At 48.6% G+C, this 23,943-nt stretch carries 31 protein-coding genes, 1 tRNA gene and 1 pseudogene; 23 read left to right on the top strand and 10 right to left on the bottom strand.

The features are described 5' to 3' along the window. Window positions 1-25: 25 nt before the first annotated feature. From HV302_RS18040 to folD, 3 genes are all read right to left on the bottom strand, one after another. On the bottom strand, window positions 26-550 hold the full coding sequence (locus HV302_RS18040; protein ID WP_047358035.1) for a metal-dependent hydrolase: 525 nt from the start codon (window positions 548-550) through the stop codon (window positions 26-28). Between the two features lie 123 nt (window positions 551-673). Next, window positions 674-886, bottom strand: a complete 213-nt coding sequence (ybcJ, locus tag HV302_RS18035; RefSeq protein WP_016152124.1) for a ribosome-associated protein YbcJ — start codon at window positions 884-886, stop codon at window positions 674-676. 1 nt (window position 887) lies between these two features. After that, the gene (gene folD / locus HV302_RS18030; RefSeq protein ID WP_003021887.1) at window positions 888-1,754 is read right to left on the bottom strand and encodes a bifunctional methylenetetrahydrofolate dehydrogenase/methenyltetrahydrofolate cyclohydrolase FolD; all 867 of its coding nucleotides are present in this window, start codon (window positions 1,752-1,754) and stop codon (window positions 888-890) included. A 575-nt stretch (window positions 1,755-2,329) separates the two neighbouring features. On the opposite strand from folD, the gene fimA reads away from it, so the two are divergent. Continuing rightward, the gene (gene fimA / locus HV302_RS18025; RefSeq protein WP_032931075.1) at window positions 2,330-2,884 is read left to right on the top strand and encodes a type 1 fimbrial major subunit FimA; all 555 of its coding nucleotides are present in this window, start codon (window positions 2,330-2,332) and stop codon (window positions 2,882-2,884) included. 77 nt (window positions 2,885-2,961) lie between these two features. Then, on the top strand, window positions 2,962-3,495 hold the full coding sequence (gene fimI / locus HV302_RS18020) for a type 1 fimbrial protein subunit FimI (protein WP_181626377.1): 534 nt from the start codon (window positions 2,962-2,964) through the stop codon (window positions 3,493-3,495). Window positions 3,496-3,532: 37 nt separating this feature from the next. On the opposite strand, the gene HV302_RS18015 is transcribed toward fimI, so the two are convergent. Beyond that, window positions 3,533-4,230 (bottom strand): IS1 family transposase gene (locus HV302_RS18015; RefSeq protein ID WP_223429336.1). Its coding sequence is split into 2 segments (ribosomal slippage): window positions 3,533-3,981 and window positions 3,981-4,230, totalling 699 coding nucleotides; the frame shifts between segments, so codons are not numbered across the junction. An 83-nt stretch (window positions 4,231-4,313) separates the two neighbouring features. Between HV302_RS18015 and fimC the strand changes: the two genes are divergently transcribed. Genes fimC through sfmF form a run of 4 tightly spaced genes read left to right on the top strand, consistent with a single transcriptional unit; the run spans window position 4,314 to window position 9,176 of the window. Next, a complete protein-coding gene (gene fimC / locus HV302_RS18010) occupies window positions 4,314-5,006 on the top strand; it encodes a type 1 fimbria chaperone FimC (RefSeq protein WP_065554225.1) in 693 nt (230 codons plus the stop codon). Between the two features lie 7 nt (window positions 5,007-5,013). Further along, complete coding sequence (locus HV302_RS18005) at window positions 5,014-7,635, top strand: fimbrial biogenesis usher protein (protein WP_046276060.1); 2,622 nt, start codon at window positions 5,014-5,016, stop codon at window positions 7,633-7,635. A 4-nt stretch (window positions 7,636-7,639) separates the two neighbouring features. After that, a complete protein-coding gene (gene fimH, locus HV302_RS18000; RefSeq protein WP_046276059.1) occupies window positions 7,640-8,647 on the top strand; it encodes a type 1 fimbria D-mannose specific adhesin FimH in 1,008 nt (335 codons plus the stop codon). Then, window positions 8,640-9,176 (top strand): fimbria assembly protein, encoded by a 537-nt coding sequence (sfmF, locus tag HV302_RS17995; RefSeq protein WP_046276058.1) that lies wholly within the window; start codon window positions 8,640-8,642, stop codon window positions 9,174-9,176. The genes fimH and sfmF overlap by 8 nt, the downstream gene beginning before the upstream one ends. Before the next feature lie 49 nt (window positions 9,177-9,225). On the opposite strand, the gene fimZ is transcribed toward sfmF, so the two are convergent. Beyond that, a complete protein-coding gene (gene fimZ, locus HV302_RS17990) occupies window positions 9,226-9,858 on the bottom strand; it encodes a fimbria biosynthesis transcriptional regulator FimZ (protein ID WP_181626376.1) in 633 nt (210 codons plus the stop codon). A gap of 200 nt (window positions 9,859-10,058) precedes the next feature. On the opposite strand from fimZ, the gene HV302_RS17985 reads away from it, so the two are divergent. Beyond that, a protein-coding gene (locus HV302_RS17985) for an IS1 family transposase (protein ID WP_223429336.1) occupies window positions 10,059-10,756 on the top strand; the annotation gives its coding sequence in 2 pieces (ribosomal slippage) (window positions 10,059-10,308 and window positions 10,308-10,756; 699 coding nt in all). Window positions 10,757-11,222: 466 nt separating this feature from the next. Here the strand turns inward: HV302_RS17985 and fimY are convergent. Together fimY and fimW are read right to left on the bottom strand one after the other, a co-directional pair. After that, a complete protein-coding gene (fimY, locus tag HV302_RS17980) occupies window positions 11,223-11,945 on the bottom strand; it encodes a fimbria biosynthesis regulator FimY (RefSeq protein WP_053389936.1) in 723 nt (240 codons plus the stop codon). A gap of 385 nt (window positions 11,946-12,330) precedes the next feature. After that, the gene (gene fimW / locus HV302_RS17975) at window positions 12,331-12,924 is read right to left on the bottom strand and encodes a fimbria biosynthesis transcriptional regulator FimW (protein ID WP_016155913.1); all 594 of its coding nucleotides are present in this window, start codon (window positions 12,922-12,924) and stop codon (window positions 12,331-12,333) included. A 36-nt stretch (window positions 12,925-12,960) separates the two neighbouring features. On the opposite strand from fimW, the gene HV302_RS17970 reads away from it, so the two are divergent. From HV302_RS17970 to HV302_RS17940, 7 genes and pseudogenes are all read left to right on the top strand, one after another. Continuing rightward, window positions 12,961-13,140: a hypothetical protein gene (locus HV302_RS17970; protein ID WP_016152134.1), complete on the top strand. Its 180-nt coding sequence runs from the start codon at window positions 12,961-12,963 to the stop codon at window positions 13,138-13,140. Between the two features lie 39 nt (window positions 13,141-13,179). After that, window positions 13,180-13,256 (top strand) — tRNA-Arg (locus tag HV302_RS17965). A 166-nt stretch (window positions 13,257-13,422) separates the two neighbouring features. Further along, window positions 13,423-14,610: a tyrosine-type recombinase/integrase gene (locus HV302_RS17960; protein ID WP_048219427.1), complete on the top strand. Its 1,188-nt coding sequence runs from the start codon at window positions 13,423-13,425 to the stop codon at window positions 14,608-14,610. 694 nt (window positions 14,611-15,304) lie between these two features. Beyond that, window positions 15,305-15,509 (top strand): annotated as a pseudogene (locus HV302_RS17955) (helix-turn-helix transcriptional regulator). A gap of 173 nt (window positions 15,510-15,682) precedes the next feature. Next, the gene (locus tag HV302_RS17950) at window positions 15,683-16,411 is read left to right on the top strand and encodes a hypothetical protein (RefSeq protein WP_048219425.1); all 729 of its coding nucleotides are present in this window, start codon (window positions 15,683-15,685) and stop codon (window positions 16,409-16,411) included. 303 nt (window positions 16,412-16,714) lie between these two features. After that, a complete protein-coding gene (locus HV302_RS17945) occupies window positions 16,715-16,912 on the top strand; it encodes a helix-turn-helix transcriptional regulator (RefSeq protein ID WP_048219424.1) in 198 nt (65 codons plus the stop codon). 108 nt (window positions 16,913-17,020) lie between these two features. Continuing rightward, the gene (locus HV302_RS17940) at window positions 17,021-17,626 is read left to right on the top strand and encodes a hypothetical protein (protein ID WP_048219422.1); all 606 of its coding nucleotides are present in this window, start codon (window positions 17,021-17,023) and stop codon (window positions 17,624-17,626) included. 79 nt (window positions 17,627-17,705) lie between these two features. On the opposite strand, the gene HV302_RS17935 is transcribed toward HV302_RS17940, so the two are convergent. Next, window positions 17,706-17,891 carry a YlcI/YnfO family protein gene (locus tag HV302_RS17935; protein WP_048219421.1) on the bottom strand — a complete coding sequence of 62 codons (186 nt, stop codon included), beginning with the start codon at window positions 17,889-17,891 and terminating at the stop codon, window positions 17,706-17,708. Between the two features lie 187 nt (window positions 17,892-18,078). On the opposite strand from HV302_RS17935, the gene HV302_RS17930 reads away from it, so the two are divergent. The 9 genes from HV302_RS17930 (at window position 18,079) to HV302_RS17890 (ending at window position 21,246) form a co-directional block, all read left to right on the top strand. Further along, a complete protein-coding gene (locus HV302_RS17930; RefSeq protein ID WP_162771972.1) occupies window positions 18,079-18,366 on the top strand; it encodes a host cell division inhibitor Icd-like protein in 288 nt (95 codons plus the stop codon). After that, window positions 18,359-18,520 (top strand): hypothetical protein, encoded by a 162-nt coding sequence (locus HV302_RS17925; protein ID WP_178317616.1) that lies wholly within the window; start codon window positions 18,359-18,361, stop codon window positions 18,518-18,520. Before HV302_RS17930 ends, HV302_RS17925 begins: the two co-directional genes overlap by 8 nt. Then, entirely contained in the window at window positions 18,513-18,917 is a 405-nt protein-coding gene (locus HV302_RS17920) for a CHC2 zinc finger domain-containing protein (protein ID WP_048219419.1), read from the top strand. The genes HV302_RS17925 and HV302_RS17920 overlap by 8 nt, the downstream gene beginning before the upstream one ends. Then, on the top strand, window positions 18,904-19,074 hold the full coding sequence (locus HV302_RS17915; RefSeq protein WP_178317615.1) for a hypothetical protein: 171 nt from the start codon (window positions 18,904-18,906) through the stop codon (window positions 19,072-19,074). The genes HV302_RS17920 and HV302_RS17915 overlap by 14 nt, the downstream gene beginning before the upstream one ends. After that, a complete protein-coding gene (locus tag HV302_RS17910; RefSeq protein ID WP_048219417.1) occupies window positions 19,067-19,294 on the top strand; it encodes a hypothetical protein in 228 nt (75 codons plus the stop codon). The genes HV302_RS17915 and HV302_RS17910 overlap by 8 nt, the downstream gene beginning before the upstream one ends. Next, window positions 19,287-20,027 carry a hypothetical protein gene (locus HV302_RS28365; RefSeq protein ID WP_048219415.1) on the top strand — a complete coding sequence of 247 codons (741 nt, stop codon included), beginning with the start codon at window positions 19,287-19,289 and terminating at the stop codon, window positions 20,025-20,027. Before HV302_RS17910 ends, HV302_RS28365 begins: the two co-directional genes overlap by 8 nt. Then, window positions 20,024-20,329 carry a hypothetical protein gene (locus HV302_RS17900; RefSeq protein ID WP_181626375.1) on the top strand — a complete coding sequence of 102 codons (306 nt, stop codon included), beginning with the start codon at window positions 20,024-20,026 and terminating at the stop codon, window positions 20,327-20,329. The genes HV302_RS28365 and HV302_RS17900 overlap by 4 nt, the downstream gene beginning before the upstream one ends. Before the next feature lie 88 nt (window positions 20,330-20,417). After that, window positions 20,418-20,801, top strand: coding sequence for a hypothetical protein (locus tag HV302_RS17895; RefSeq protein ID WP_048219411.1), 384 nt, complete (start codon window positions 20,418-20,420; stop codon window positions 20,799-20,801). After that, on the top strand, window positions 20,794-21,246 hold the full coding sequence (locus HV302_RS17890; protein WP_181626374.1) for a hypothetical protein: 453 nt from the start codon (window positions 20,794-20,796) through the stop codon (window positions 21,244-21,246). Before HV302_RS17895 ends, HV302_RS17890 begins: the two co-directional genes overlap by 8 nt. Here the strand turns inward: HV302_RS17890 and HV302_RS17885 are convergent. Beyond that, a protein-coding gene (locus HV302_RS17885) for an IS1 family transposase (RefSeq protein WP_223429336.1) occupies window positions 21,181-21,878 on the bottom strand; the annotation gives its coding sequence in 2 pieces (ribosomal slippage) (window positions 21,181-21,629 and window positions 21,629-21,878; 699 coding nt in all). The genes HV302_RS17890 and HV302_RS17885 overlap by 66 nt on opposite strands. A gap of 734 nt (window positions 21,879-22,612) precedes the next feature. After that, window positions 22,613-23,788: a DNA repair protein gene (locus tag HV302_RS17880; RefSeq protein WP_181626373.1), complete on the bottom strand. Its 1,176-nt coding sequence runs from the start codon at window positions 23,786-23,788 to the stop codon at window positions 22,613-22,615. Window positions 23,789-23,943: the final 155 nt, after the last annotated feature.

Raw genomic sequence — 23,943 nt, 5'->3', positions numbered from 1 at the left:
TAAGACGCTTGTCGTATCCGGCAAATTAATATTTCCGATACCACCACAGCACACCCATCATCATAACTCCCGGTAGCCATACCCATATCAACTCCGAAATTATCACCTGGTGCCCGTATGGTGTGGCGTAGCGTGATAGCGCAAACGGGGCGACTTTAATCACCTGCCACGGTGCAAAGAAGCGTTCATCCGACCACGGCCACAGCCAGCCGACGCCTTTGCCGCCAGTGGTGACCGAATCCAACAGGCTGTGCGACAGCAGTGAAACCGTCAGGAATAGCCAGCAGCGAATTAAGCCTGCCTTAAACCATCGTCGACCCATCCATACGCAGAGCAGCGGCACTACGAAGGCGAACAGCAGCGAATGGGTAAAACCGCGGTGACCAAACACGTTGCCGTAGGCGACGCCAAGCTTAAACGACAGTACGTCGGTATCCGGCAACATAGCCAGAATGACGCCAGTAAACAGTAATTGCGGGGGGATGACTTTACGCCCGAGACCTAATCCTAAACAGAGTGGAACGGCAGCGTGGGTAACGATTGTTGGCATGATGATCGCTTCGTGTGGAAAAACAACATGCTAACAGTTCACTGTGAAGTGGTGATGAAGTCATTATCTGAAAAGGAGAGAGGAAGTGGCCGGACAGGGGTTAACCTCATCCGGCACCTGGGATCACGCCACGACGTTAATGCTGTGGCCTTCAAAGCTGACGGTCTGTCCGGCAACGATTTTGCAGCGTTTACGCGTTTCTACAGCACCATCGACCTTCACTAACCCTTCGCCAATAGCAATTTTTGCCTGGGCGCCGCTTTCGCTCCAGCCTTCCAGCTTCAGTAAATCGCAGAGTTCAACGTGTGGGTGTTTACCCAGTGAAAATGTGGCCATCTTAAACGTCCTTTACATCATGATATTCAACACACGCCTGCAGCGTGTTTTCGATAAGTGTGGCGACCGTCATTGGGCCTACGCCGCCGGGTACCGGCGTGATGTATGACGCGCGTGCGGCAGCATCTTCAAAGACCACATCGCCAACAACCTTACCATTCTCCAGACGGTTGATGCCGACATCAATCACAATCGCACCTTCTTTTATCCACTCGCCGGGAATAAAGCCAGGTTTGCCGACGGCAACAATCAGCAGGTCTGCATGCTCTACATGGCGACGCAGATCTTTGGTGAACCGGTGGGTGACGGTGGTGGTGCAGCCAGCCAGCAGCAGCTCCATGCTCATCGGGCGGCCAACAATATTCGACGCGCCAATAACGACCGCATTCAGACCGTAGGTGTCGATATTGTAACGCTCAAGCAGAGTCACAATACCGCGCGGAGTACACGGGCGCAGGCGCGGCGCACGCTGGCACAGGCGACCAACGTTATACGGGTGGAAACCGTCAACGTCTTTATCCGGCGCAATACGCTCGAGAACTTTAACGTTGTCGATACCCGCAGGTAACGGCAGCTGGACCAGAATACCGTCGATGGTGGTATCTGCATTGAGCGTATCGATCAGCTCGAGCAGCTCCGCCTCGCTGGTGGTTTCAGGCAGGTCATAGGAGCGGGAGACAAACCCCACCTCGTCACAGGCTTTGCGTTTACTCGCGACATAAATCTGCGAAGCCGGGTTGCTACCTACCAGCACAACAGCCAGGCCTGGGGCGCGTAATCCAGCCGCTAAACGCGCCTGAACTTTTTGAGCAACCTCAGAGCGCACCTGCTGCGCAATCGTTTTACCGTCAATAATCTTTGCTGCCATCAGAGAGAGGATTCCGTCTGTTACGTTAAATCGAAGGGGATGCCGCTATTTTGTCAGAAGCGGGACGTGCTGTCAGTTTTCGTTTGCATTTTTACGTGTGCCAGGGGGTGTCACGATCTGCGAATGGGGTCAGGACAGAGGCATAAGCCTTACGGATAATTAATGAGCATGCTAATTAAAATTAACGTGAATGAAACAACTCATCACCCTGGTATTTTCAGGGGTAATGCGCCATAAACCAGTCTGTTACGGTTAATTATGAGGGATTTTACCTCATTCCCACACAGATTTTTCCTAGGTCCCATTAAGAATTAGCCAGGGTCATTAAAAGGATTTGCAGGTATTTTTCATTAATTGAAATGTTTAATTTATCGCTGTGACGAATAGTCATATTCGCGAGGAATAATTAGTGAATCAAATACTCAGGAGAGTTGGGGTAAAAGGTTAGCTAATTCTCATGCGATATATATCTTTACAGGATGCAGAGATAATTAGCCTGACATTTAATGTCGATAATGATTCAAACGGATCCCGCAGGATGCTGGAGCCGGATGTGTGTAATTCAAGGGAAATCCATGAAACGTAAATTAATGACCTCTTCTGTTATTGCCAGCCTGATGTTAGTCGCCGGTGCAGCGGTTGCAGCCGATCCGGTAAGCGTTAGCGGCGGTACTGTGCATTTTGAAGGTGAACTGGTCAATGCAGCCTGTGCAGTCAGTACTCAGTCATCCGATCAGGTTGTGACGTTAGGCCAGTATCGTACTGCCAGTTTTGCCGCAGTGGGTGACACTACAGCACAAATTCCGTTCTCTATCGTGCTGAACGACTGTGACCCGAACGTTGCCGCAACTGCAGCCGTTGCTTTCTCTGGCCAGTCCGATAATACCAATAACAACCTGCTGGCCGTCTCTTCTGCAGACAACGGTACCACTGCGGGCGGTGTTGGGATTGAAATTCTGGACAATACGTCCACCGCGCTGAAGCCGGATGGCGCAACCTTCTCTACCGCTCAGGCGCTGGTAGAAGGGACCAACACCCTGCGTTTCTCTGCGCGTTACAAAGCCACTGCCGCAAGCGCAACGCCGGGTCAGGCAAATGCCGACGCGACGTTCATCATGAAGTACGAATAAGCCGTTTTGATTTGCGCAAGGATGACGTTCGCCTCAATGGATGAGGCAATATCCGGGGATGATGAAGGATGCGGCAGATGATAGGGAAAGGCGTGGCGCTGGCGGGAATGCTGTGCGTAATGCCTGTGCTTTCACATACGGTAATACTGGAAAGTGGCCGCGTTCACTTACGGGGGCAGCTCGTCAACGGCGCCTGTACGGTCGCCACTGACAGTCAGGATATGCGGGTGCAAATGGGGCAGTATCGCACCAATGCTTTCTCTGGGACGGGAAGCTTCGCCTCTACCAGCGTACCGTTTTCACTGCGCTTAACGTCGTGCAGCTCCGATGTTTATGACCATGTTGGGATTGCGTTTGCGGGCGTGACGCCAGCGGAAGATCCGCAGGTTTTTCTTGCCAGCGGTGATGCGTCTGCGGCTTCGGGGATTGGTCTGGCGTTATTTGACGAGCGCCAACGGCAAATTATACCGAATGCCCTGACGCTTCATTATGCGCCGATTATAACGCAAGAGATGACGTTTCATTTCACTGCCCGCTATCGGGCTGTCTCGGAAAATATAACGCCGGGAACGCTTCGCTCAGACGTGTGGTTTACGTTGGTTTATCCCTGATTTATTTCCCAACGATAATCGCGGTAATGACTCCAACTTACTGATAGTGTTTTATGTTCAGATAATGCCCGATGACCTTGTCATGCAGCTCCACCGATTTTGAGAACGACAGTGACTTCCGTCCCAGCCTTGCCAGATGTTGTCTCAGATTCAGGTTATGTCGCTCAATGCGCTGAGTGTAACGCTTGCTGATTACGTGCAGCTTTCCCTTCAGGCGGGATTCATACAGCGGCCAGCCATCCGTCATCCATACCACGACCTCAAAGGCCGACAGCAGGCTCAGAAGACGCTCCAGTGTGGCCAGAGTGCGTTCACCGAAGACGTGCGCCACAACCGTCCTCCGTATCCTGTCATACGCGTAAAACAGCCAGCGCTGACGTGATTTAGCACCGACGTAGCCCCACTGTTCGTCCATTTCCGCGCAGACGATGACGTCACTGCCCGGCTGTATGCGCGAGGTTACCGACTGCGGCCTGAGTTTTTTAAGTGACGTAAAATCGTGTTGAGGCCAACGCCCATAATGCGGGCGGTTGCCCGGCATCCAACGCCATTCATGGCCATATCAATGATTTTCTGGTGCGTACCGGGTTGAGAAGCGGTGTAAGTGAACTGCAGTTGCCATGTTTTACGGCAGTGAGAGCAGAGATAGCGCTGATGTCCGGCAGTGCTTTTGCCGTTACGCACCACCCCGTCAGTAGCTGAACAGGAGGGACAGCTGATAGAAACAGAAGCCACTGGAGCACCTCAAAAACACCATCATACACTAAATCAGTAAGTTGGCAGCATCACCGATAATCGCATCAAAGGTATTTTTAGCTATGTTTAATTATCTAAAATCAGGTTTTATCCTTTTACTGGCCTTATTTTCTGCTGCCAGTGTTCAGGCTGCCGGAGGCATTGCATTAGGCGCCACTCGCGTTATTTATCCGGCCGATGCCAAACAAACGTCCCTGTCTATTAGCAATAGCGATACCAAAGAACGTTACCTGGTTAATTCATGGATTGAGAATAGCGCAGGTGCTAAAGAAAAATCGTTTGTGGTTACGCCTCCGCTGTTTGTCAGTGAACCCAAAAGCGAAAACACGCTGCGTATCATCTATGCCGGTGAACCGTTGCCCAAAGACCGTGAGTCGCTGTTCTGGATGAACGTAAAAGCCATTCCGTCAGTCAATAAAAACAGCCTTGAGGGCAAAAACGTTCTGCAACTGGCGATTCTGTCACGCATCAAACTTTTCGTTCGTCCGAATAATCTGCCGCAAATCCCGGAAGATGCGCCCGGGATGCTGACGTTTGCTCGTTCCGGCAACCACCTGAAAATCAACAATCCGTCAGCGTACTACGTCACGTTGGTCAATCTCAATGTGGGGAAAACGAAGGTCGATAACGTGATGGTTGCGCCGAAAAGCGATGCGCAGGTCCTGCTACCCACGGGCGTTCAGGGCAACGTTACGTTCCAGACGGTCAATGATTATGGCGCTGTAACCCCGGCCAAAACGGTAAGTGTGCGTTGAGATAACGATGAATAAGACAACGTATTTTCCTGGCCTGTTACCGGGGGTTACGCCACCGCTGGCGGGGGTGGCGTTGTCCACGCTGGCGGCGCTCTTTCCCTCTCTAAGCTATGGGGAAAGCTATTTTAATCCGGCCTTTTTATCTGCGGATACGGCAACCGTGGCGGATTTATCACGTTTTGAAAAAGGCAATCACCAGCCTGAAGGCGTTTATCGCGTGGATATCTGGCGCAACGATGAGTTTGTTGCCACTCAGGATATTCGTTTTACTACCAGTGCGGCAAAAGCCGGGGAGAAGTCCGGTGGGTTGATGCCGTGCTTTGGACTCGACTGGGTGAAGCGCCTTGGCGTCAATATCGCCGCGTTTCCGGCACTCAGTAAGGATCCGAACGATACCTGTATCAATCTACCTGAGGCGATTCCCGGCAGCGAGATTGCGTTTGATTTTTCTACCCTGCGCTTAAACGTCAGCCTGCCACAGGCGTCAATGTTAAACAGCGCGCGCGGCTATATTCCACCGGAAGAGTGGGATGAAGGGATCCCGGCCGCGCTGGTTAACTACAGCTTTACCGGCAGCCGCGGCAGTGATACTGACAGTTACTTCCTCAGTATGCTCAGTGGTCTGAACTATGGCCCCTGGCGGTTGAGAAACAACGGTGCGTGGAGCTACTCCAAGGGCGACGGATACCACTCACAAAGCTGGAAAAACATCGGTACATGGCTTCAGCGCGCAATTATCCCGCTGAAGGGCGAACTGGTGATGGGCGACAGCAACACTGGCAACGACGTTTTTGACAGCGTCGGGTTTCGCGGTGCGCGGCTCTATTCCTCAGACAGTATGTATCCCGACAGCTTACAGGGCTACGCGCCTACCGTGCGCGGCATTGCGCGTACCGCAGCGAAACTGACCATTCGTCAGAATGGCTATGTGATTTATCAAAGCTATGTTTCACCCGGCGCTTTCTCGATAACCGATCTCAACCCAACGTCATCCAGCGGTGATCTTGAGGTCACGGTGGATGAGAAGGACGGCAGTCAGCAACGCTATACGGTGCCGTACTCCACCGTTCCCTTATTACAACGAGAAGGGCGTTTTAAATATGACGTTGTCGCCGGGGATTTTCGCAGCGGCAATAGCCAGCAATCTTCACCGTTCTTTTTTCAGGGAACATTAATTGCCGGGTTACCAGAGGGCTATACCGCATACGGTGGTACGCAGTTGGCCTCTCGTTACACCGCGGTGGTTTTAGGCACCGGTCGAAACCTGGGGGACTGGGGGGCGGTTTCTGTCGATCTCACCCATGCGCGCAGCCAACTGGCGGATGACAGTACGCACCAGGGGCAGTCGCTACGTTTCTTGTATGCGAAATCGCTGAACAATTTTGGCACTAACTTCCAGCTGTTGGGGTATCGCTACTCAACGCGTGGCTTCTATACCCTCGACGATGTGGCGTATCGCAGTATGGAAGGCTATGAGTACGAATACGACAGTGAGGGCAATCGCCACGACGTGCCCAATGTGACGAGTTATCACAACCTGAGCTACAGCAAAAAGGGCCGTTTCCAGATCAACATTTCGCAGAATCTGGGGGATTACGGATCGCTGTATATCTCGGGTAGTCAGCAGACGTACTGGAATACTTCAGACACCAATACCTGGTATCAACTAGGCTATGCCAGCGGCTGGCAGGGGATTAGCTATTCACTCTCCTGGTCGTGGAATGAATCGGTTGGCATCTCCGACACCGACCGTATTCTGGCGTTCAATATGTCAGTACCGTTCAGCCTGCTGAGCGGACGGCGTTACTCGCGTGATAACGCCCTCGATCGCACCTACGCCACCTTTAATGCCAACCGTAATAGCAACGGACAGAACAGCTGGCAGAGCGGGATCGGCGGTACGTTGCTGGATGGGCGCAATCTGAGCTACAGCGTGAATCAGGGGCACAGCAGCACCAATGGCTATAGCGGAAATGCCAGCGCCAACTGGCAGGCGGCCTACGGTACGCTGGGCGTGGGTTACAACTACGACCGTGACCAGCATGACTACAACTGGCAGCTCTCCGGCGGCGTAGTGGGGCATGCGGACGGCATTACGCTCAGTCAGCCTCTGGGCGATACCAACGTGCTGATTAAAGCGCCGGGTGCGCAGGGTGTACGGATAGAGAACCAGACCGGCGTTCAAACCGACTGGCGCGGATACGCGGTGATGCCATATGCCACCGTCTATCGCTATAACCGCGTCGCGTTAGACACCAATTCCATGAACAACAATACCGATGTGGAGAATAACGTCAGTAGCGTAGTGCCAACGCAAGGGGCGCTGGTGCGGGCGGCGTTTGATACACGAATCGGTGTGCGGGCGCTGATTACCGCCAAACATGCCGGTAAACCAGTGCCGTTTGGCTCCGTCGTGCGTGAAAACACCAGCGGCGTGACCAGCATGGTGGGTGAAGACGGGCAAATCTACCTGAGCGGCTTGCCGCTAAAAGGCGAGTTGTTGATCCAATGGGGGGAAGGCGCAAACGCGCGCTGCGTGGCGCGCTATGCCTTGCCAGAGGAGAGCCTGAAACAAGCGGTAACGCTCACGAACGTGACGTGCGAATCTCCGTCAGCACGACAGGAATAATACGATGAAACGACAAACGGGTTTGTTACTGGGAAGCGCTTTACTGCTGATGGCCCATTCGTCCTGGGCGACGGTCTGCCAAAACTCGAATGGCACGCCAACGGATGTTTTTTACGATCTGTCGAATGTCTTCAACAGTAGTAACAACCAGCCGGGACAGGTGGTGACGTTACCGGAAAAATCTGGCTGGATTGGCGTGAATGCCACCTGTCCGGCCGGGACAACGGTAAATTACACCTATCGAAGCTATGTCACTGAACTTCCGGTTCAAAGTACCGAAGGCGGCTTCCAGTATCTGAAGCTCAATGACTACCTGCTGGGGGCCATGAGCATAACCGATAGTTATGCCGGGTTATTTTATCCCCCGCGTAATTACATTCGCATGGGGACTCACCCAAACGTACCTAAGCAGCAGCCTTTTGGCGTGATGGATTCAAAGCTGGTGTTTAAGCTCAAAGTAATCCGCCCGTTTATTAACATGGTGCCGATTCCGCGGCAGACGATGTTCAGCGTCTATGTCACGACCAGTACCGGAGATGCGCTAAGTGTGCCGGTTTATACCATCAGCTACAGCGGCAAGGTGGAGGTTCCACAAAACTGCGAAGTAAACGCCGGGCAGATTGTCGAGTTTGATTTTGGTGATATTGGCGCATCGCTGTTTAGCAAGGCAGGAGCGGGAAACCGGCCTGAAGGCATCAATCCGCAGACCAAAACGGTAGCGATAAAATGCACCAACGTCGCTGCACAGGCCTACTTAACCATGCGTGTAGAGGCCGAGAAAGCCACCGGGCAAATGATGGTATCTGACAATCCCGATTTAGGTTTTATTGTCGCCGACAGCAGCGGTAAACCGCTGACGCCCAATAATCTGTCCAGCACTATCCCGTTTCAACTGGATGATAACGCCGCGGCGAGCGTGGGTATTCGAACATGGCCGGTTAGCGTAACGGGCAATAAGCCTACCGAAGGACCTTTCACAGCCCGTGGCTATCTGCGAGTGGATTATGACTAACAAGCAAACGCCAGCCGCAGGGAAACGCCTGGCAATGGTGTGCCTGCTGACATTCAGCTCGTTGTGCCATGCCGCTTCGTCGCTGGGGGAAATCAATATTGAACTGCGCGGAAACGTGGTGGACTTTACCTGCGCGGTAATTGCCAGCGACAGCAATAAGTCCGTGGAGCTAGGCACCTGGCCGACCAAGCAGCTTCAGACCAGCGGAGATACCACTCAACCGGTCGCGTTTACGCTGAAGCTAGAAGGCTGCCCGCCGGGTTCCGCTTCGATAACGTTTTCCGGAACTCCGGCCCCGGGCACGACGTTGCTGGCGCTTGATGACGCAGTGATGGCGCAAAAGGTGGCGATCGAACTGCACGACAGCGACCGTACGCGATTGCCGCTCGAGCAGGCCAGTCAGACGGTGGGGATTGATGAGAACGGCAATGCCACGCTGACCTTTTTCGCAAACTATATCGCGTTAGCTGCTGGGGTTCAGCCTGGCATTGCCAGGGCTGATGCCACGTTCATGATTAACTATAACTAATCAATGCGCTAACAAAACACTCCCGAACGAAATCTCGCCGGGAGTGTTATTACATTAATTCATGCATTTTTGCGTAATCGATCAGCTCAACGATGGTGTGCAACCCGAGCTTGGAGTAGATATTAGCCTTGTGAGCGCTAATCGTTTTATTGCTGAGTAACAACTGCTCAGCAATTTCCTTATTGGATAGCCCGTTTGCCAGATAACGCAAAACGGTAACTTCACGGTTAGAGAGCGGCATGTCATGTAAGACGCCTTTTTGTGCATTTATATTGTTAATGAAATTAAGGGTATCCGAAGGAAAAAAGGAATATCCCGATAAAATCATTTTTACCGCATTGTAGATATCATTGAGATCCTTTCGTTTACTGACAAACCCATTTGCACCGGCCCGGATAGCACGCCCGGCATAAAACGACTCGGATTTTGAGGACAGAAACAGTACCCGAGTTTTCTCCTGCAATGACTTTATTCTTTTGAGTAATGTAAACCCATCAGAACCAGGCAGTTCAATATCCAGGATGACAAGATCGACCGGGTACGTGCGCAGATGTTCTATTGCCGTACGGCTGTCATCGGTTTTCAACACTACCTGAATATTACTGTTTTTCTCGAGTAGTACTTCTATCGACATTCTGACAATAGGGTGTTCGTCCACAATGATAACGGATGCTGGTTTCATTGTTGTATGCCTCAAACTGTTTGCGTATCTTGCGAATTTGATAAAACATCAGGCGTTATAATATTGTCAAATAGCCAAGAATTGTTCTGAGGGAGAGCCGAATAAATATTATTTTATCCTTGTTTATTCGGTTGTTCTTCTGCAGGGTGATGCTGCCAACTTACTGATTTAGTGTATGATGGTGTTTTTGAGGTGCTCCAGTGGCTTCTGTTTCTATCAGCTGTCCCTCCTGTTCAGCTACTGACGGGGTGGTGCGTAACGGCAAAAGCACTGCCGGACATCAGCGCTATCTCTGCTCTCACTGCCGTAAAACATGGCAACTGCAGTTCACTTACACCGCTTCTCAACCCGGTACGCACCAGAAAATCATTGATATGGCCATGAATGGCGTTGGATGCCGGGCAACCGCCCGCATTATGGGCGTTGGCCTCAACACGATTTTACGTCACTTAAAAAACTCAGGCCGCAGTCGGTAACCTCGCGCATACAGCCGGGCAGTGACGTCATCGTCTGCGCGGAAATGGACGAACAGTGGGGCTACGTCGGTGCTAAATCACGTCAGCGCTGGCTGTTTTACGCGTATGACAGGATACGGAGGACGGTTGTGGCGCACGTCTTCGGTGAACGCACTCTGGCCACACTGGAGCGTCTTCTGAGCCTGCTGTCGGCCTTTGAGGTCGTGGTATGGATGACGGATGGCTGGCCGCTGTATGAATCCCGCCTGAAGGGAAAGCTGCACGTAATCAGCAAGCGTTACACTCAGCGCATTGAGCGACATAACCTGAATCTGAGACAACATCTGGCAAGGCTGGGACGGAAGTCACTGTCGTTCTCAAAATCGGTGGAGCTGCATGACAAGGTCATCGGGCATTATCTGAACATAAAACACTATCAGTAAGTTGGAGTCATTACCCTTCTGCAGAACAATGAATTTGTGGAAAATCCATTTCACACCGGGAAAACTAACAATTAATCAGGAAACTGTGGGGATTATACCTGCTCTGCTCATTCGGAAAAGACTTACAACATCCTGGTTGTTAATGTCAGTTAGGATATTCTGAAAGATCCAGATGTGTTAATGACTATTGGTATTATTTATCTGTGGTTCGAATTATGGCAGATTGAAAATTTTTTTTAAACAGTAAAAACGACACAATAAACCAATTGTTTAGGTTTTGTTAAGGCTGCAATAGGACTATTTTTTATTGAAATGCACAGGATCAGTAAGGTTAAGTGTGAGTGTGCCTCCAGGCATAATACCAGGAATAGTTGTAAATATTAAATATTTGTAAAAATTAGATCTTTTTTCTTATTCAATAATAAGTAATTTCCTAAAAAATCTTATAGCACAATGAGTTATGGTGTTAAATTAAATGGGGAGAGGTAACGTTGAGACGGTGTATCAGATGCAAAAAACGCTGCCTGCTGGGTAATCCAAGGCGCGTAATCAACTGGTTCAGGCGATAGATGATGCGGTGGTAGGGTTGTTCCTGTAACAATGCAATCTTTTTTAAGGAGTTACCCTGCAATAGTAAGGTAATCAGCTCCCAGTCGAGCTGATTTATACGCCTGGAATGAATATAGTTAAGAACCGGAGATAATAAGGCATGGCGCATCTCGGGGAGGCGCAAATTGCGTGGCAAGATATAAAATGGACCGGACAGTGAAATAAATGTAGTGAGGTCTTCATCGCGACTGGAAAGCATTATGAAGATTTGGATGTCATTATGCTTCTTAATTAGCTGGCGCAGGCTTTCAAGTATATCGAAATAAGGGGTTGTTAAGCTTTCAATGTCAATCACTAACTGGCTAATTACCGGCTCTTGCATGCTGAGCAAGGTCGATTCAACGCTCTGGAAGATCGCCGTGCGAGTACCTGAGAATAAATGTCGACTCAGCGCATAGGCCAGATAGTAGTCTGTCGTAATTATCGCCTGAGATATAGTGCCGTCCGGTAAGGTGTATTCGAGTTTTTGTGCCAGATACTCGATCCGGTCAAATACCTGTGAGGTACAGTGGGGAAATTGCCAGCTACAGTTAGCGTTTCGTATACGGCGATAGCGGTCCCGGCGTTTTGCACTGTGCATCCTTTTCCATTCCATTTCTGTTGCGGCAGGTCTGGATAAATTGCTGACTACAGGAATCCCTGAACCAAACTTTTGTCAGCGCAAAGGTGAGTTGACTTGTGCCGTTGGGTTTCAGTGCTTCAACAATCATCAGACTGGCAATTGCGTACTCCATCAGAATAATCTGCCGGAAGTTTTCTGATGTCTTACTCAATGCCCAAAAGATCGTTTTATCCAGTTCAACCTCTCTCTGAGATTAGATAAAATATTACCGGGTGTGTCTTTCTGTTGCCCCGGAAATAGTATGACCGGATTATTCTCGCAGCCTGAAGCCAGGTACAGTAGGAGCCGATGCTTAATCCATGATGAGATATTTCTCAATAAAAATTAGGCAGAGATACCCCGTCTAATTTTGCAGAAAGTTCAGATGTGCGCGGATGTATCTTAAGAATTGCTGATCGTTTTTCACATGCAGCTTTTTCATAATGCTGCGGCGGGTCGCTTTGGCCTGGATATCACTGACTGAGAGCAGATGAGCCGTTTCGGCTAACGTATACCCGCTGGCGAGAAACATTAAGAACTGGCGTTCTTCGATAGAAAAGTTGCGGGTGGTGCAGTAATGGCAGATAGTCGCGGGCACGCTAGTGCGCAGTGCGCGTTTTTGCAGGATGAGGACCAGTTTTTTGGTTATCTCGTCTACGTCATCTTCCCTATAAATCAGTGGCAACATGTACAGGCAGGGGCGGAACATCAGCTTATCTTTGTCGTTTTTGCTACAGATGACCACCCGGTGTTGGCGCCTGGTGTGGACAGGAACCATGTAACAATCGGCGCTGAGCCAATCTTCATCCAGTGAGATAAACGCGATTTCAGCGCGATCGATATCTTCGACAGGTAAAAAGCTAATCTCCTGATGCCACTGATTTGCCAGATGGGAGATGATGATTTTCAGTCCATGTTCGAAGTGACTGTTTTCTTCCTTGATGGCGATACTTAACATTAAAGAGTTCCTGACCACTGGAGAGGGGATAAAGGAATGTTAAGCAAAATCATAAATATTCTAAATACATGTATCCCTAAATCTGACGTTTTGCGGGCTGAGTTGTTACCAGGTGATTTCCTGGATACCTTTGAACGAGCAGAAAAAATCAACATTCGTACACTTCGCCAGCAACCGAAACAAAAGGCATTGACTCAGCAAGCGCTGACCGTATAATTCACGCGTTTCATCTGCATGAAGTAATCACTTCGCAATGCGCCCTTAGCTCAGTTGGATAGAGCAACGGCCTTCTAAGCCGTAGGTCGTAGGTTCGAATCCTACAGGGCGTACCATCTTCACTTCTACTGACCTCTCTCAAAGTCTACTAAATCCAGATACAGCAAGACATACAGCAGGATTTCATTATCCCAACGTCTAGTACCATCTATTGAAATCTACGCTCATATGGGGGTACATTCGGGGGTATATATAGGTTCAATGAAGTGAGATACCCCCAATATGAAGCTAACAGCCCGCCAGGTAAGCACTGCAAAGCCAACAGATAAACCATATAAACTGTCTGATGGTGGTGGTTTGTATCTGCTCGTTAACCCGAACGGTTCCAGGTACTGGCGCATGAAATACCGCTATGCAGGTAAAGAGAAGCTGCTATCCATTGGTGTTTATCCTGATGTGACGCTTGCTGAAGCCAGAGATAAACGTACGGAAGCCAAGCGTGTACTTGCAGCAGGTGACGATCCCTCTGAAGTTAAACAAGCCGCCAGAGAAGCGAAGAATCTAGCAATTAATAACAGCTTCGAGCTTTTGGCGCTTGAATGGCATGAGCATAAGAAGCCGAACTGGTCTTCCGGGTATGCTGAGGACATTCTTGAATATCTACGAAAGGATATATTCCCGTATGTCGGAAAGAAGGCCATTACCGAAATTAAGCCGATGGACATGCTGTCAGTGTTGCGCAAAATGGAAGAACGAGGAGTACTGGATAAGCTCAAGAAAACCCGTCAGGCATGTCGGCAGATTTTCACTTACGCGATAATTACTGGCAGAGCAGAGGTAAACCCTGTAACCGATCTGGCCGGCGCACTAAAATCACCCAAGCAAAATCACTTCCCGCACCTACTCCCCGTCGAACTTGGTCCATTTATTCACGCAGTGAATGCCTACAGTGGTAGTAAAGTGACACGCATTGCGACATTACTGCTTATGTACACCAGTGTCAGGACCATTGAACTCCGCGCCTCAGAGTGGGCTGAATTCGACCTGGACAATGACTTATGGCAGATCCCCAAGGAACGCATGAAGATGCGCCGTCCTCACCTTGTACCACTTTCTAGACAGGTTAAATCTCACCTGTTGGAGCTAAAAGAGATAACCGGCTGGGGTAAGTATGTCTTCCCTGGCCGCAACGATGCTCATAAACCAATGAGTGAGGCCAGCATTAACCAGGTGATTAAACGTATAGGTTATGGCGGAAAGGCTACTGGCCATGGTTTCAGACACACGATGAGCACCGTTTTGCATGAGGAAGGATTTGACTCTGCATGGATAGAAACTCAACTGGCGCACGCTGACAGAAATACTATCAGGGGCACCTACAATCATGCTCAGTACCTTGACGGTCGGCGAGAGATGCTTCAGTGGTACGCTGACTATCTGGATGAACTGGCGGGTAAGGCTGCTGGGTAAACTGTTTATTCACGTGTAAGAGAAAAGTATTCGTTCCACTTGTTCCAGTTGTTCCATATGTATATTTATAAAGATAACTAACTGTTTTTATTAATATACATTCTCTTTGGCTGGAACAACTCTGGAACAACTTTTAGTGGTTTTGGTACAACTATCTAGTGAGGGGATATTCATATTTTGTGATTAGAAAAGTGCTGGACATGTAGACAGTAGTGATTTATATTTGCCACTAGTAGACGTTTGGTGCTCTTTAAAGATATTGGTTCTCTCTTACAAAAGGGAGATTGTGCGCCCTTGTGCATTGTTCTTTAATAATATTGCGTCTGTGAGAAACACAGATCGTGCCCTGAGAAAGGGCATCACCATCAAGTCATTTTTCTTATATATCTGTATGCCTGCGTGGCTGACAAAGCAAAAGTCGCTAAAGCATCACTGCTCTTTTCACAATGGCATTCCTGCCTACGTCGCTGAAAAGCGAATGCTCTTTAAAAAATGAAGCCTCAGAAGCTGAGGATAAAGCAACATAACTTGTTATGCTTGCTATGAAAATATTTAACAACCCCTATCTAATACTACTAACTACACGTGCTTGCATGATGTGGTTTTAGACATATTCACAAATCGGAACCATAAATAGAAACCTGTCACCTGGTGACTAGGTTCTTTTGTTGTGTCCGAATCATAGGAAAATAACATGGTTAAACACTATAAATTCATTCGTCTTTCTGAGGTACTGATTAGCAGGCTACAGTAAAGCGTGGATTTACCGACTGCTCAAAGAAAACAGCTTTCCACAATCTGTAAAAATTGATGCTTTTTCAATGGTGTTTATTGAAAGTGAGGTTGGTGAATGGATTAATCAGAGACTCTCTGAGTCACGTCAAGCCATGGTATTATAACAGTACTTGATTATTTCCTGTATACGCCTTCATTTTACTAGTTATGCATACAGTCAGATCTAGACATGTTTACGCCAGTAGACGATAATTCTGTTGTTTTCACAGCATCACCAAGATCAAGATTGAGAATTAAGAATTAACGCCTGAGGGCAAATCAAAGGGAGAGGAAGTGCATGTCGTTTTTTGGGGTTATCAATCGTGAACGCAAGGATATCGTTCCACTCAAAACATTCGTGCTTGAACTCTCAAAGCAGGAACAATGCTCCCCCCAAGAAATTTCGGCTATTATTCTAAGGGAATACAGAAAAGAGTTTCCAGAGTATGAGCCTTTTGATTTTTATTATCATGATTTAGTTAATTCATTTGTTAAAGTTGGAAAACACCACTGTATAGGATTGCTTGGACACTGCTCCTCTGTCGATGGATTTGATGAGGTTGAGCTATTTTGCCCGGTCGAGAATAGAATTACCGGATTAATGGATATGAGAGAAATAATAATTAAGGCACCAGAAATGGCTATGTTCCTTATGGATGTGGGTGTTGGCATGCCTGATTGTATTAAACATGTTCGCAAAGATGTAATGGATGCTTATAGCAGGAAGAATGCCATCCAATACACACGCCCACCAGAACCTTATAAACAAGATGAACAACCTGAATGGTCTAAATTCCGCGGTCGTGATACAGCTTTGACTTTAATCTCAGGGCTGTCGATGGCTCTATGTAAAGGTCACGCTAATTGCACGATAAACGGGAGACCAAATAAATCAGCTATAGCTAACGTGGCGACAAATAGTTTAATTGATGCTGGTTTTTTGTCCGAAACAGTGAGCGATCGCCAAATCAGAACCCTTCTTGCCTCCGCTTTGAAACACGCTGATTTCCAAGATACCGACAAATAGTTCTATTCAAAAACTACCAGCGGAACAAGCAATGCCTCTTTGATGAGTGAATGAGGCTTCCATTTTGCCGTATTTTCATTTTTACGCTTCCAAAATTATTTATTGAAACTTCCAAAATCACCATTGCAGAGTATGTGACTTCCAAAACAAATCATCTTAGAGTTTTTCTCTGGCGTTCGGCTTCCAAAACATAGAGTGTTCACTTCCAATTATTTTTCTAAATAATTCTCCAACTTCCAACATGTTGTCGATTTCCGTGATGTAATTTGTCATATGCACCGCAACAGACACTACGAGGTAAACATGTCGCAATCCTTTATCCGCCTATCAGAAGTTCAGCGCCGCACTGGCTACAGCAAAGCTTGGATCTATCGACTTATGGGGCAGGGTAAATTCCCTTCCTCTGTCAAAATTGGCTCTCGCTCAATTGCCTTTGTCGAAAGTGAAGTTGATGACTGGATTAACCAGCGCATCGAAGAATCGCGCAAGGAGGTGGTTTAATCAATCTTGAACACCCTATGTGCATTTGTTGCGTGTCGTTGCGTTCGCATCTGTTTATGATCCGATTGTCGCGACAGTTACCAACTAATTAACGACAGGTAAATAGCCATGAATAAATTAAATGTCCTCTACGGGCAGGGACTCGCTCAATCTGAAATCGGTCAGGCAGCTATTTCTGCACCTACTATGAGCAGTCTTGAAATGGTCGATTACATCAATGCAAATCGTAAAGCAAAAGCTAAATCGGAAGGGTTGACCTTTCCCTGCAAGAAATATCGCAAGCTCGAACACCGAAGCTTCATGAAGAAGGTGCCCAAAGTTCTCGGGGATGCAGCTGCAAAATTTTTTGCAACTGATACCTATATCAACGGTACCGGCGGTGTTGTGGAGAGGGATATTTGCAATTTTCCTAAGCGTGAAGCCTGCCTCATGGCAATGAGCTACAGCTACGAGCTGCAAGCGCAAATCTTCGATTACATGACAGAACTCGAGCATAACATTAACGGTGATCTCGTCTATACCATTCAGCAAATGGAAAATATCGTGTCATCTGCTCGAAAAGCATCTGATGAGGATTCGTCTGATGCTGGACGCCGATTACGCCAACGGCAGGATGATTTGCCTTTACTCGATAAGGCCGAAAAATTGGTGAAGGATTTTCGCCAGTTTTCGTTTGAGCTGATTGGTGGCGGGAAAGTCGAGGTATCTGAATGAGCGGCTTAACTATTGGCGCATCCCGTGTTCACAAAGAAAAAGGCAACGCTGCGAACGTTGCCTTTGAAAACCAGATCAATCACTGGACTGGATCATCTTTTGATTTTTTACGCTGTCGGCGTTTGATTTCACCTTTTGCTGCAGTAACTAAAAAACCAGCTGTACTCTCGCCTTCCTCCTTGAGTGATTCTATATCTTCCATCACTTCATGGGGGATTCGTACGGTGGTCATTTGTGATTTTCCGTTCTTTGCACCTGTTGCCATTACTGACGCTCCTTGTGGTTGGTGTATGTCAGTATACGCAAAAAAAAGATTAAAAAAAGACTTGCGGTGTATTTCACCTTGGGGTAGCCTTTCTTTCATGGGTGAAATACACCTTGAAGTATTCGAAGCCCAACTCGGACGGCAATCCGGTTGGGCCTCTAACCACAACGTTAGTTGGAGTAACATTATGGCATGTTCACATGATACCCAAACTCGCCCGGAATTCACATACCTGTTTCTGGGAACTCCGTCAGATAAAACCAACACCACGCCTGTTGTCCTGCGTGCTGAAGCCAACAATGAGCAACAGGCCCGCTCACATTTCCCCGGCTGGAATCTGGTATTCGCTGCGCAGATCCGCACTAAGGCTCCATGTCGCCTCCAGTTGATGGAAGGTGGTGATCACTTCTCCTGGATTTTCGAACAGCGTTTTGACGCCTGCACATCTGGTGTTCAGGAGGTGGCGCATGTCTGAACTCACCAAAACGGATGCGCTTATCGAAATTGAGGCACTTGCGCGTGCGGCTCAGTTCCTGACTGATACACCAGCACGCATTGAACTGGCAGGGATCCTTATGTCGCAGATTGAGAAAACCGCGAAAAAAGCGCAGGAGGCCGGGAATGAGTGACATCCTCAAAATCATTGGTCAGCACGTTCAGCTTGAGCGTCAGGGCAAAAACTATGTTGGGCTTTGTCCATTCCATCACGAGAGAACGCCATCATTCACGGTCGATCCTGCTACTCAGACATTCCGTTGCCTGGGCTGTGGTGCCCACGGTGATGTGGAAGAGTTTGCGAAGCTGATGCTGGTGAAAGGGCTGAATACTGTCACGACTGTGAACCTTCACGTTTCACCCGGTTTCACAGGGCGCGTGGTGGTTCAGCTCAAAGAAGGCCGTCATGTGTGCGATTACCCGCTGGTTAATGGGGAGCATGTTGCAACGCTGCCATCGTTCCTCGAAATGGCCTGTCGGGCTGGCTGGTCTGTCACACCTGAACAAGGGGTATGCAATGCGCAACGTTAAAGTCGGGGTTGGCCTTGATGCTTTGCATAAGATTCAGGCGCTTGCATCTGCCGCGGGATTTCTCACCTCCAGTGCGGACGAAGAGCAGTTGTGCCTTGAACTTATCGAGCTGATTGAAAAGATCGCCCGTGAAGCTGTGGAGGCTGACAATGGATAAGCCACATATTTACCGTACTGATAAGGATGTGTTGACCAACCTGCAACGCTCTCTGGATCTGATGAATTGTGCTACTCGCATTCTCGGTTCTGGGGAGAAGAATCTTCAGATGTACGTGATATCACTTGTGGATGTTGCAACCCATCTGACGCAACAGTCAACGAACGCACTGGATCTTGGTGAGCAGGCGGGAAATGAACACGAGGTGTGCAATGGCTGATAAAACTGAATTAATGGCTGGCTTTAGCGCGGATGAAACTTCCGGCGAAATTGATTCGGATACGCTGCTGGAAATGGTGAACGAAACCCGCGTTGAATGCGGTGAAAAACCGATTCGCAATAATGTCTTTATCGATCGCATTAAGGATGAACTGGTTGGGGAGTTTTACAAAACTTTTGTAAAACCTCAGGGCAGTAAGGGTGGACGCCCGTCTGAGGGGATCATCATGCAGATAAAGCAGGCTCTCCGCGTAGCTGCCCGTGAGTCAAAGGCGGTGCGCCGTGGACTGGTCGACAAGCTTGAAGCGCGTTATCAGCCTGCGCCCGTGCAGCGCGAACTGTCCACCATGGAAATTCTCCAGATTGCGATGGCGTCAGAGCAGGGGCGCCTGGCAGAAAAAGCTCGTGCTGACGAAGCCGAGCGCACCAAAGCCGAAATCGGCAGCCGCCGGGAAGCAACAGCGATGGCAACTGCATCTGCTGCCGTGCGTAAATCGAAACAACTGGCAGAACGCCTGGGCGAATCAGGGAAGCATGCCACGGTGAAAGCCGTGAAAAGTGTCACTGATATTGAGTATGGCTGGCGTCCACTTAAAAAGTGGTGTCAGGAGAACGGGCTGGAACCCCATAAAGTGCCGGACGCGCAGTTTGGCTTTGTTAAATCATGGCCGCGTGAGGCATGGGTGGCTGTGTATGGTGTTGATCTCATCGATTTCTGGGGAGAGCCGGTATGAGAAATATCGAACAGTTACTGACACGCTGTGATTTAGATAAAGAGGACGATGAAACCCTGTCCTGTATTCGCATGCATTCCGAAGGTGCATATGAAGGGATTATGTCCGGGCTGGGTTCTGTCGGCAATATCCTGTTCTGGGCCTGTGATAATAAAGAATACACAGGTGAAATGGCTAAAGAGGATTTGCGTAATCTGGGCGAAATGATGATGTATTTGCCGGGTATTGCTTCTGCTCTGAAATTTAATGCAGATGAAGCGGATTTCAGTATTCGTGAACGCAGGCAAAATATCGAGAAATAACTCCAGCATAGCGACATAAATTTAATCCGGAAAATAACGGCCATCAGGTCGGGGAATCACTCATCCTGATGGCAGGAGAACAGTAGTTATGAAAACGTCAAATAACTCTCTTGAATTAAACCGAAAACATATTGCCGATGCCTTTATTCATTATTGCCGGTTGCGTAATAACGGTTCGGCAGTACTTAACCTGATGGTGAAAAGACAGGTCGTAGCTCTCGATAATCTGACAGAGTCAGCCATCAGCAGTTGCCTCATCAATAGTATCGAACTCCAGTGCCTGCGTAAGTTTGGCAGTGATAAAGGACTACAGATGCTGAACGACACTTACGCTGGGATGTTGACGAAAGACTGCAGTCGCCTCACATCTGAAGGTGTTGAGTTTATGAATGAGGTTATGAAAGAGGCAGTGACTGCCGCACTGGATAATCCGAAAGATAATAGCTTTGGACTGGAGATTTATCATGCGTAAAACACAAAGTAATTATTTCTCTGGTGAAAACAGTCAGACAGAAAAATATATTCTGATGAGCCGTCTGGAAGCCGAGAAAAACGTAGTCCTTTATTTCCATCGCCAGCAGAGCGGAGGCAATACTGCCGTCCCGGAAACTGATATTCAGAAACTCGACAGCGGAGAGTATGACACGGATTTAGTGAATGGACTGCGTCTGGTTGCCTCCCTCTGGCACGGTATGCACGCCGGGGATTTTATTTTGAGTAATGAGCAGAATCTGATGCTCTGGCGCTGGGTGGTGGCCGCCGTATTTGTCTGTGAAATGTTTGATACCAACGGAACCGTCGAAGTGAAGAATGAACGGGGAGACTTGGAGGAAGTCGGTAATGACTCCAACTTACTGATAGTGTTTTATGTTCAGATAATGCCCGATGACCTTGTCATGCAGCTCCACCGATTTTGAGAACGACAGTGACTTCCGTCCCAGCCTTGCCAGATGTTGTCTCAGATTCAGGTTATGTCGCTCAATGCGCTGAGTGTAACGCTTGCTGATTACGTGCAGCTTTCCCTTCAGGCGGGATTCATACAGCGGCCAGCCATCCGTCATCCATACCACGACCTCAAAGGCCGACAGCAGGCTCAGAAGACGCTCCAGTGTGGCCAGAGTGCGTTCACCGAAGACGTGCGCCACAACCGTCCTCCGTATCCTGTCATACGCGTAAAACAGCCAGCGCTGACGTGATTTAGCACCGACGTAGCCCCACTGTTCGTCCATTTCCGCGCAGACGATGACGTCACTGCCCGGCTGTATGCGCGAGGTTACCGACTGCGGCCTGAGTTTTTTAAGTGACGTAAAATCGTGTTGAGGCCAACGCCCATAATGCGGGCGGTTGCCCGGCATCCAACGCCATTCATGGCCATATCAATGATTTTCTGGTGCGTACCGGGTTGAGAAGCGGTGTAAGTGAACTGCAGTTGCCATGTTTTACGGCAGTGAGAGCAGAGATAGCGCTGATGTCCGGCAGTGCTTTTGCCGTTACGCACCACCCCGTCAGTAGCTGAACAGGAGGGACAGCTGATAGAAACAGAAGCCACTGGAGCACCTCAAAAACACCATCATACACTAAATCAGTAAGTTGGCAGCATCACCGGATTTCACGCATGCCTAGCCAGGGATAAATTGATTCACCCAAAAAAATAGCCTTAGACATAACGATCTCCTTGAAATTTTGGTGCAGGCGGTCGCCTCTTTTTTTAGTCTAAAAAAAGAGTTTCTTGCGACGCATGAAATGTTAATTAAATCTCGTATGACGTTCTTTGGTGTGAACGCATCCTTATTTATTGCAGATTCAACAGATATTTTCTGTATTAATTTGAATCATTAACTATTCTTAAAGTAGATATTACACTTTGTTAAAATTTAAGATAAATCGTTTATTTCAGCTCTGAGTAAATGATTGATAGATTTCGCTTATGGATCACGCGAATAATGTTTCAGCCATTTCTATAAAGACAGGGTATTCCTATTTATACTGGAGGGGATTTATATGAAAAATCTTATATTTCAAACAGATAACCATTCTTCTTAATGGGACTATTGGCAGGTAGGAGAATTCTTAATCAAGGCCAGGATAAAGAGAGAGGGAGAGCGGTGGGAGAGAGAAATATTGTCTTATTTGCAGTTATCGACCTAAAATTCGAGCATTTAAGGTGATAACTCTGACCTATCTTAATAACTAAGCATTTTGTGCTATTTTTATCATTTGGTGCTTAATCTTCAAACCTCCCTTGAAGATGTTGTATTTTCTGCTTGCTATCGCTGATAGCGCTTACCCCGCCAACAGCTCCTGCTCAACCTGTTGCACCTGTTGTTCCAGCGTATTGCGGATTTCCGTAAGCGCCCGTTGTTGATCGGAGAAGTAAGCCTCTTTATCCGTCACGGAGGTGGCAAGGCGCCAGGCGTTCTCAGCTTCCAGTTCGGTAATCTCTTTGAGCAGAGCGTTAATTTGTTCTCTGAGCTGCTGTATTTTGCTGCGTAAATGCTGCAGATCGTTCAATCGGTCACTCGCCATCATCGGTTCGAGGCCGCTTTGCAATTGAGTCAGTAGCGCCCGAACGGCAGCAAGGTCGGCATTTTGGCGCGCCTGGTTAAGCTGCACCATCATCTGATGCGCTTTCTCTTTCAGATCGTCCGCCACCACGTCCGGATGACAAAGACGGCTGGCCTGACGCCACAGGCGTTTTAACTCATTACGCTCTTCAGAAGAAAGCCGTTGGTCACGGCTAAAACGATGTTGCGCATCCTGCTGCTGCTCCTGATATTCATCATATTCATGGCTGGCTTCTTCCTGTGCCTGACGGGCTGCGCTGTCGTCCTGGCGAGAAAAGTCGTTTTCCAGCTCACGAATCTCCGCCAGCAGGGCGGTAATAAGCTCCGTTTGTTGCTGAATTCGTTGACGTGTTTCCACCGATTCGTGCGAATCTGAATTCTGGTTCATCCAGAGCTGCTTAAGCCTGGCCAGTTGATCAACAGCCTGGGAAATATAGTGCTGGCAGGATTGATAGTCTTGTTCCCGGCGTTTTCGCTCCGCTTCCTGTTTGCGCTGGGCGCTGGCGGCGAGCTGTTTACGCAACTCGAGGATCCGGCTCATCAGCGGCCCAAGGCGAAGATGATACAGATCGTTGAAATCATCGAGGATTTGAATGCGCGTGTTGCGCTTATCGATCAGGTCACGCAGCTGTGTTTCGAGCGCTTTTAGTTCCAGTTTACTGGCGGCAATGGCAGGATCCTGCCACGTTGAGACTGCCCGTTGAGATTGCAGCCAGGCCGTGATTTCACGTAGGGCATCACTAAAGCGCCGTGCTTCGAGCGCCTGAACGATGACGCCTGGCAAGACTGACATAGGCTCATTTTTCAGATGATCTACCTGCTGGAAAATAATCTCCTCATCTTCCAGTTCAATAGCGCTTTTGACGATTTCCAGTCGTTTGATGATCTTATTCATGACAGTCGTTGCCTGGCCTGGCTCAAAAACGAGTGGCTGAAACACAGCGGGTTCACCCGTTTGAAAATGTTAGAAAAACAGTAAAGCGCATTCTGTGGCCTGCGATGCCTTTTCGTCCAGAATAATTCACTGTAATTATGAACAAACGCAATGCC

The sequence above is a fragment of the Citrobacter sp. RHBSTW-00859 genome (assembly GCF_013729795.1).
Classification (GTDB): domain Bacteria; phylum Pseudomonadota; class Gammaproteobacteria; order Enterobacterales; family Enterobacteriaceae; genus Citrobacter; species Citrobacter braakii.
This window is presented reverse-complemented; position numbering and strand designations above follow the sequence as displayed.

Excerpts from the sequence above, each read along its gene's own strand:
- fimC (WP_065554225.1), top strand. The coding sequence starts at position 4,314 with ATGTTTAATTATCTAAAATCAGGTTTTATCCTTTTACTGGCCTTATTT.
- HV302_RS18005 (WP_046276060.1), top strand. The coding sequence starts at position 5,014 with ATGAATAAGACAACGTATTTTCCTGGCCTGTTACCGGGGGTTACGCCA.
- HV302_RS28365 (WP_048219415.1), top strand. The coding sequence starts at position 19,287 with ATGGCTGATAAAACTGAATTAATGGCTGGCTTTAGCGCGGATGAAACT.
- fimZ (WP_181626376.1), bottom strand. The coding sequence starts at position 9,858 with ATGAAACCAGCATCCGTTATCATTGTGGACGAACACCCTATTGTCAGA.
- fimW (WP_016155913.1), bottom strand. The coding sequence starts at position 12,924 with ATGTTAAGTATCGCCATCAAGGAAGAAAACAGTCACTTCGAACATGGA.
- HV302_RS17950 (WP_048219425.1), top strand. The coding sequence starts at position 15,683 with ATGTCGTTTTTTGGGGTTATCAATCGTGAACGCAAGGATATCGTTCCA.
- fimY (WP_053389936.1), bottom strand. The coding sequence starts at position 11,945 with ATGCACAGTGCAAAACGCCGGGACCGCTATCGCCGTATACGAAACGCT.
- HV302_RS17890 (WP_181626374.1), top strand. The coding sequence starts at position 20,794 with ATGCGTAAAACACAAAGTAATTATTTCTCTGGTGAAAACAGTCAGACA.
- fimA (WP_032931075.1), top strand. The coding sequence starts at position 2,330 with ATGAAACGTAAATTAATGACCTCTTCTGTTATTGCCAGCCTGATGTTA.
- HV302_RS17960 (WP_048219427.1), top strand. The coding sequence starts at position 13,423 with ATGAAGCTAACAGCCCGCCAGGTAAGCACTGCAAAGCCAACAGATAAA.
- HV302_RS17895 (WP_048219411.1), top strand. The coding sequence starts at position 20,418 with ATGAAAACGTCAAATAACTCTCTTGAATTAAACCGAAAACATATTGCC.
- HV302_RS17920 (WP_048219419.1), top strand. The coding sequence starts at position 18,513 with ATGAGTGACATCCTCAAAATCATTGGTCAGCACGTTCAGCTTGAGCGT.
- HV302_RS17970 (WP_016152134.1), top strand. The coding sequence starts at position 12,961 with ATGTTAAGCAAAATCATAAATATTCTAAATACATGTATCCCTAAATCT.
- ybcJ (WP_016152124.1), bottom strand. The coding sequence starts at position 886 with ATGGCCACATTTTCACTGGGTAAACACCCACACGTTGAACTCTGCGAT.
- HV302_RS17940 (WP_048219422.1), top strand. The coding sequence starts at position 17,021 with ATGAATAAATTAAATGTCCTCTACGGGCAGGGACTCGCTCAATCTGAA.
- folD (WP_003021887.1), bottom strand. The coding sequence starts at position 1,754 with ATGGCAGCAAAGATTATTGACGGTAAAACGATTGCGCAGCAGGTGCGC.
- fimH (WP_046276059.1), top strand. The coding sequence starts at position 7,640 with ATGAAACGACAAACGGGTTTGTTACTGGGAAGCGCTTTACTGCTGATG.
- HV302_RS18040 (WP_047358035.1), bottom strand. The coding sequence starts at position 550 with ATGCCAACAATCGTTACCCACGCTGCCGTTCCACTCTGTTTAGGATTA.
- HV302_RS17900 (WP_181626375.1), top strand. The coding sequence starts at position 20,024 with ATGAGAAATATCGAACAGTTACTGACACGCTGTGATTTAGATAAAGAG.
- HV302_RS17880 (WP_181626373.1), bottom strand. The coding sequence starts at position 23,788 with ATGAATAAGATCATCAAACGACTGGAAATCGTCAAAAGCGCTATTGAA.
- HV302_RS17925 (WP_178317616.1), top strand. The coding sequence starts at position 18,359 with ATGTCTGAACTCACCAAAACGGATGCGCTTATCGAAATTGAGGCACTT.
- fimI (WP_181626377.1), top strand. The coding sequence starts at position 2,962 with ATGATAGGGAAAGGCGTGGCGCTGGCGGGAATGCTGTGCGTAATGCCT.
- HV302_RS17945 (WP_048219424.1), top strand. The coding sequence starts at position 16,715 with ATGTCGCAATCCTTTATCCGCCTATCAGAAGTTCAGCGCCGCACTGGC.
- HV302_RS17935 (WP_048219421.1), bottom strand. The coding sequence starts at position 17,891 with ATGGCAACAGGTGCAAAGAACGGAAAATCACAAATGACCACCGTACGA.
- HV302_RS17930 (WP_162771972.1), top strand. The coding sequence starts at position 18,079 with ATGGCATGTTCACATGATACCCAAACTCGCCCGGAATTCACATACCTG.
- HV302_RS17910 (WP_048219417.1), top strand. The coding sequence starts at position 19,067 with ATGGATAAGCCACATATTTACCGTACTGATAAGGATGTGTTGACCAAC.
- sfmF (WP_046276058.1), top strand. The coding sequence starts at position 8,640 with ATGACTAACAAGCAAACGCCAGCCGCAGGGAAACGCCTGGCAATGGTG.
- HV302_RS17915 (WP_178317615.1), top strand. The coding sequence starts at position 18,904 with ATGCGCAACGTTAAAGTCGGGGTTGGCCTTGATGCTTTGCATAAGATT.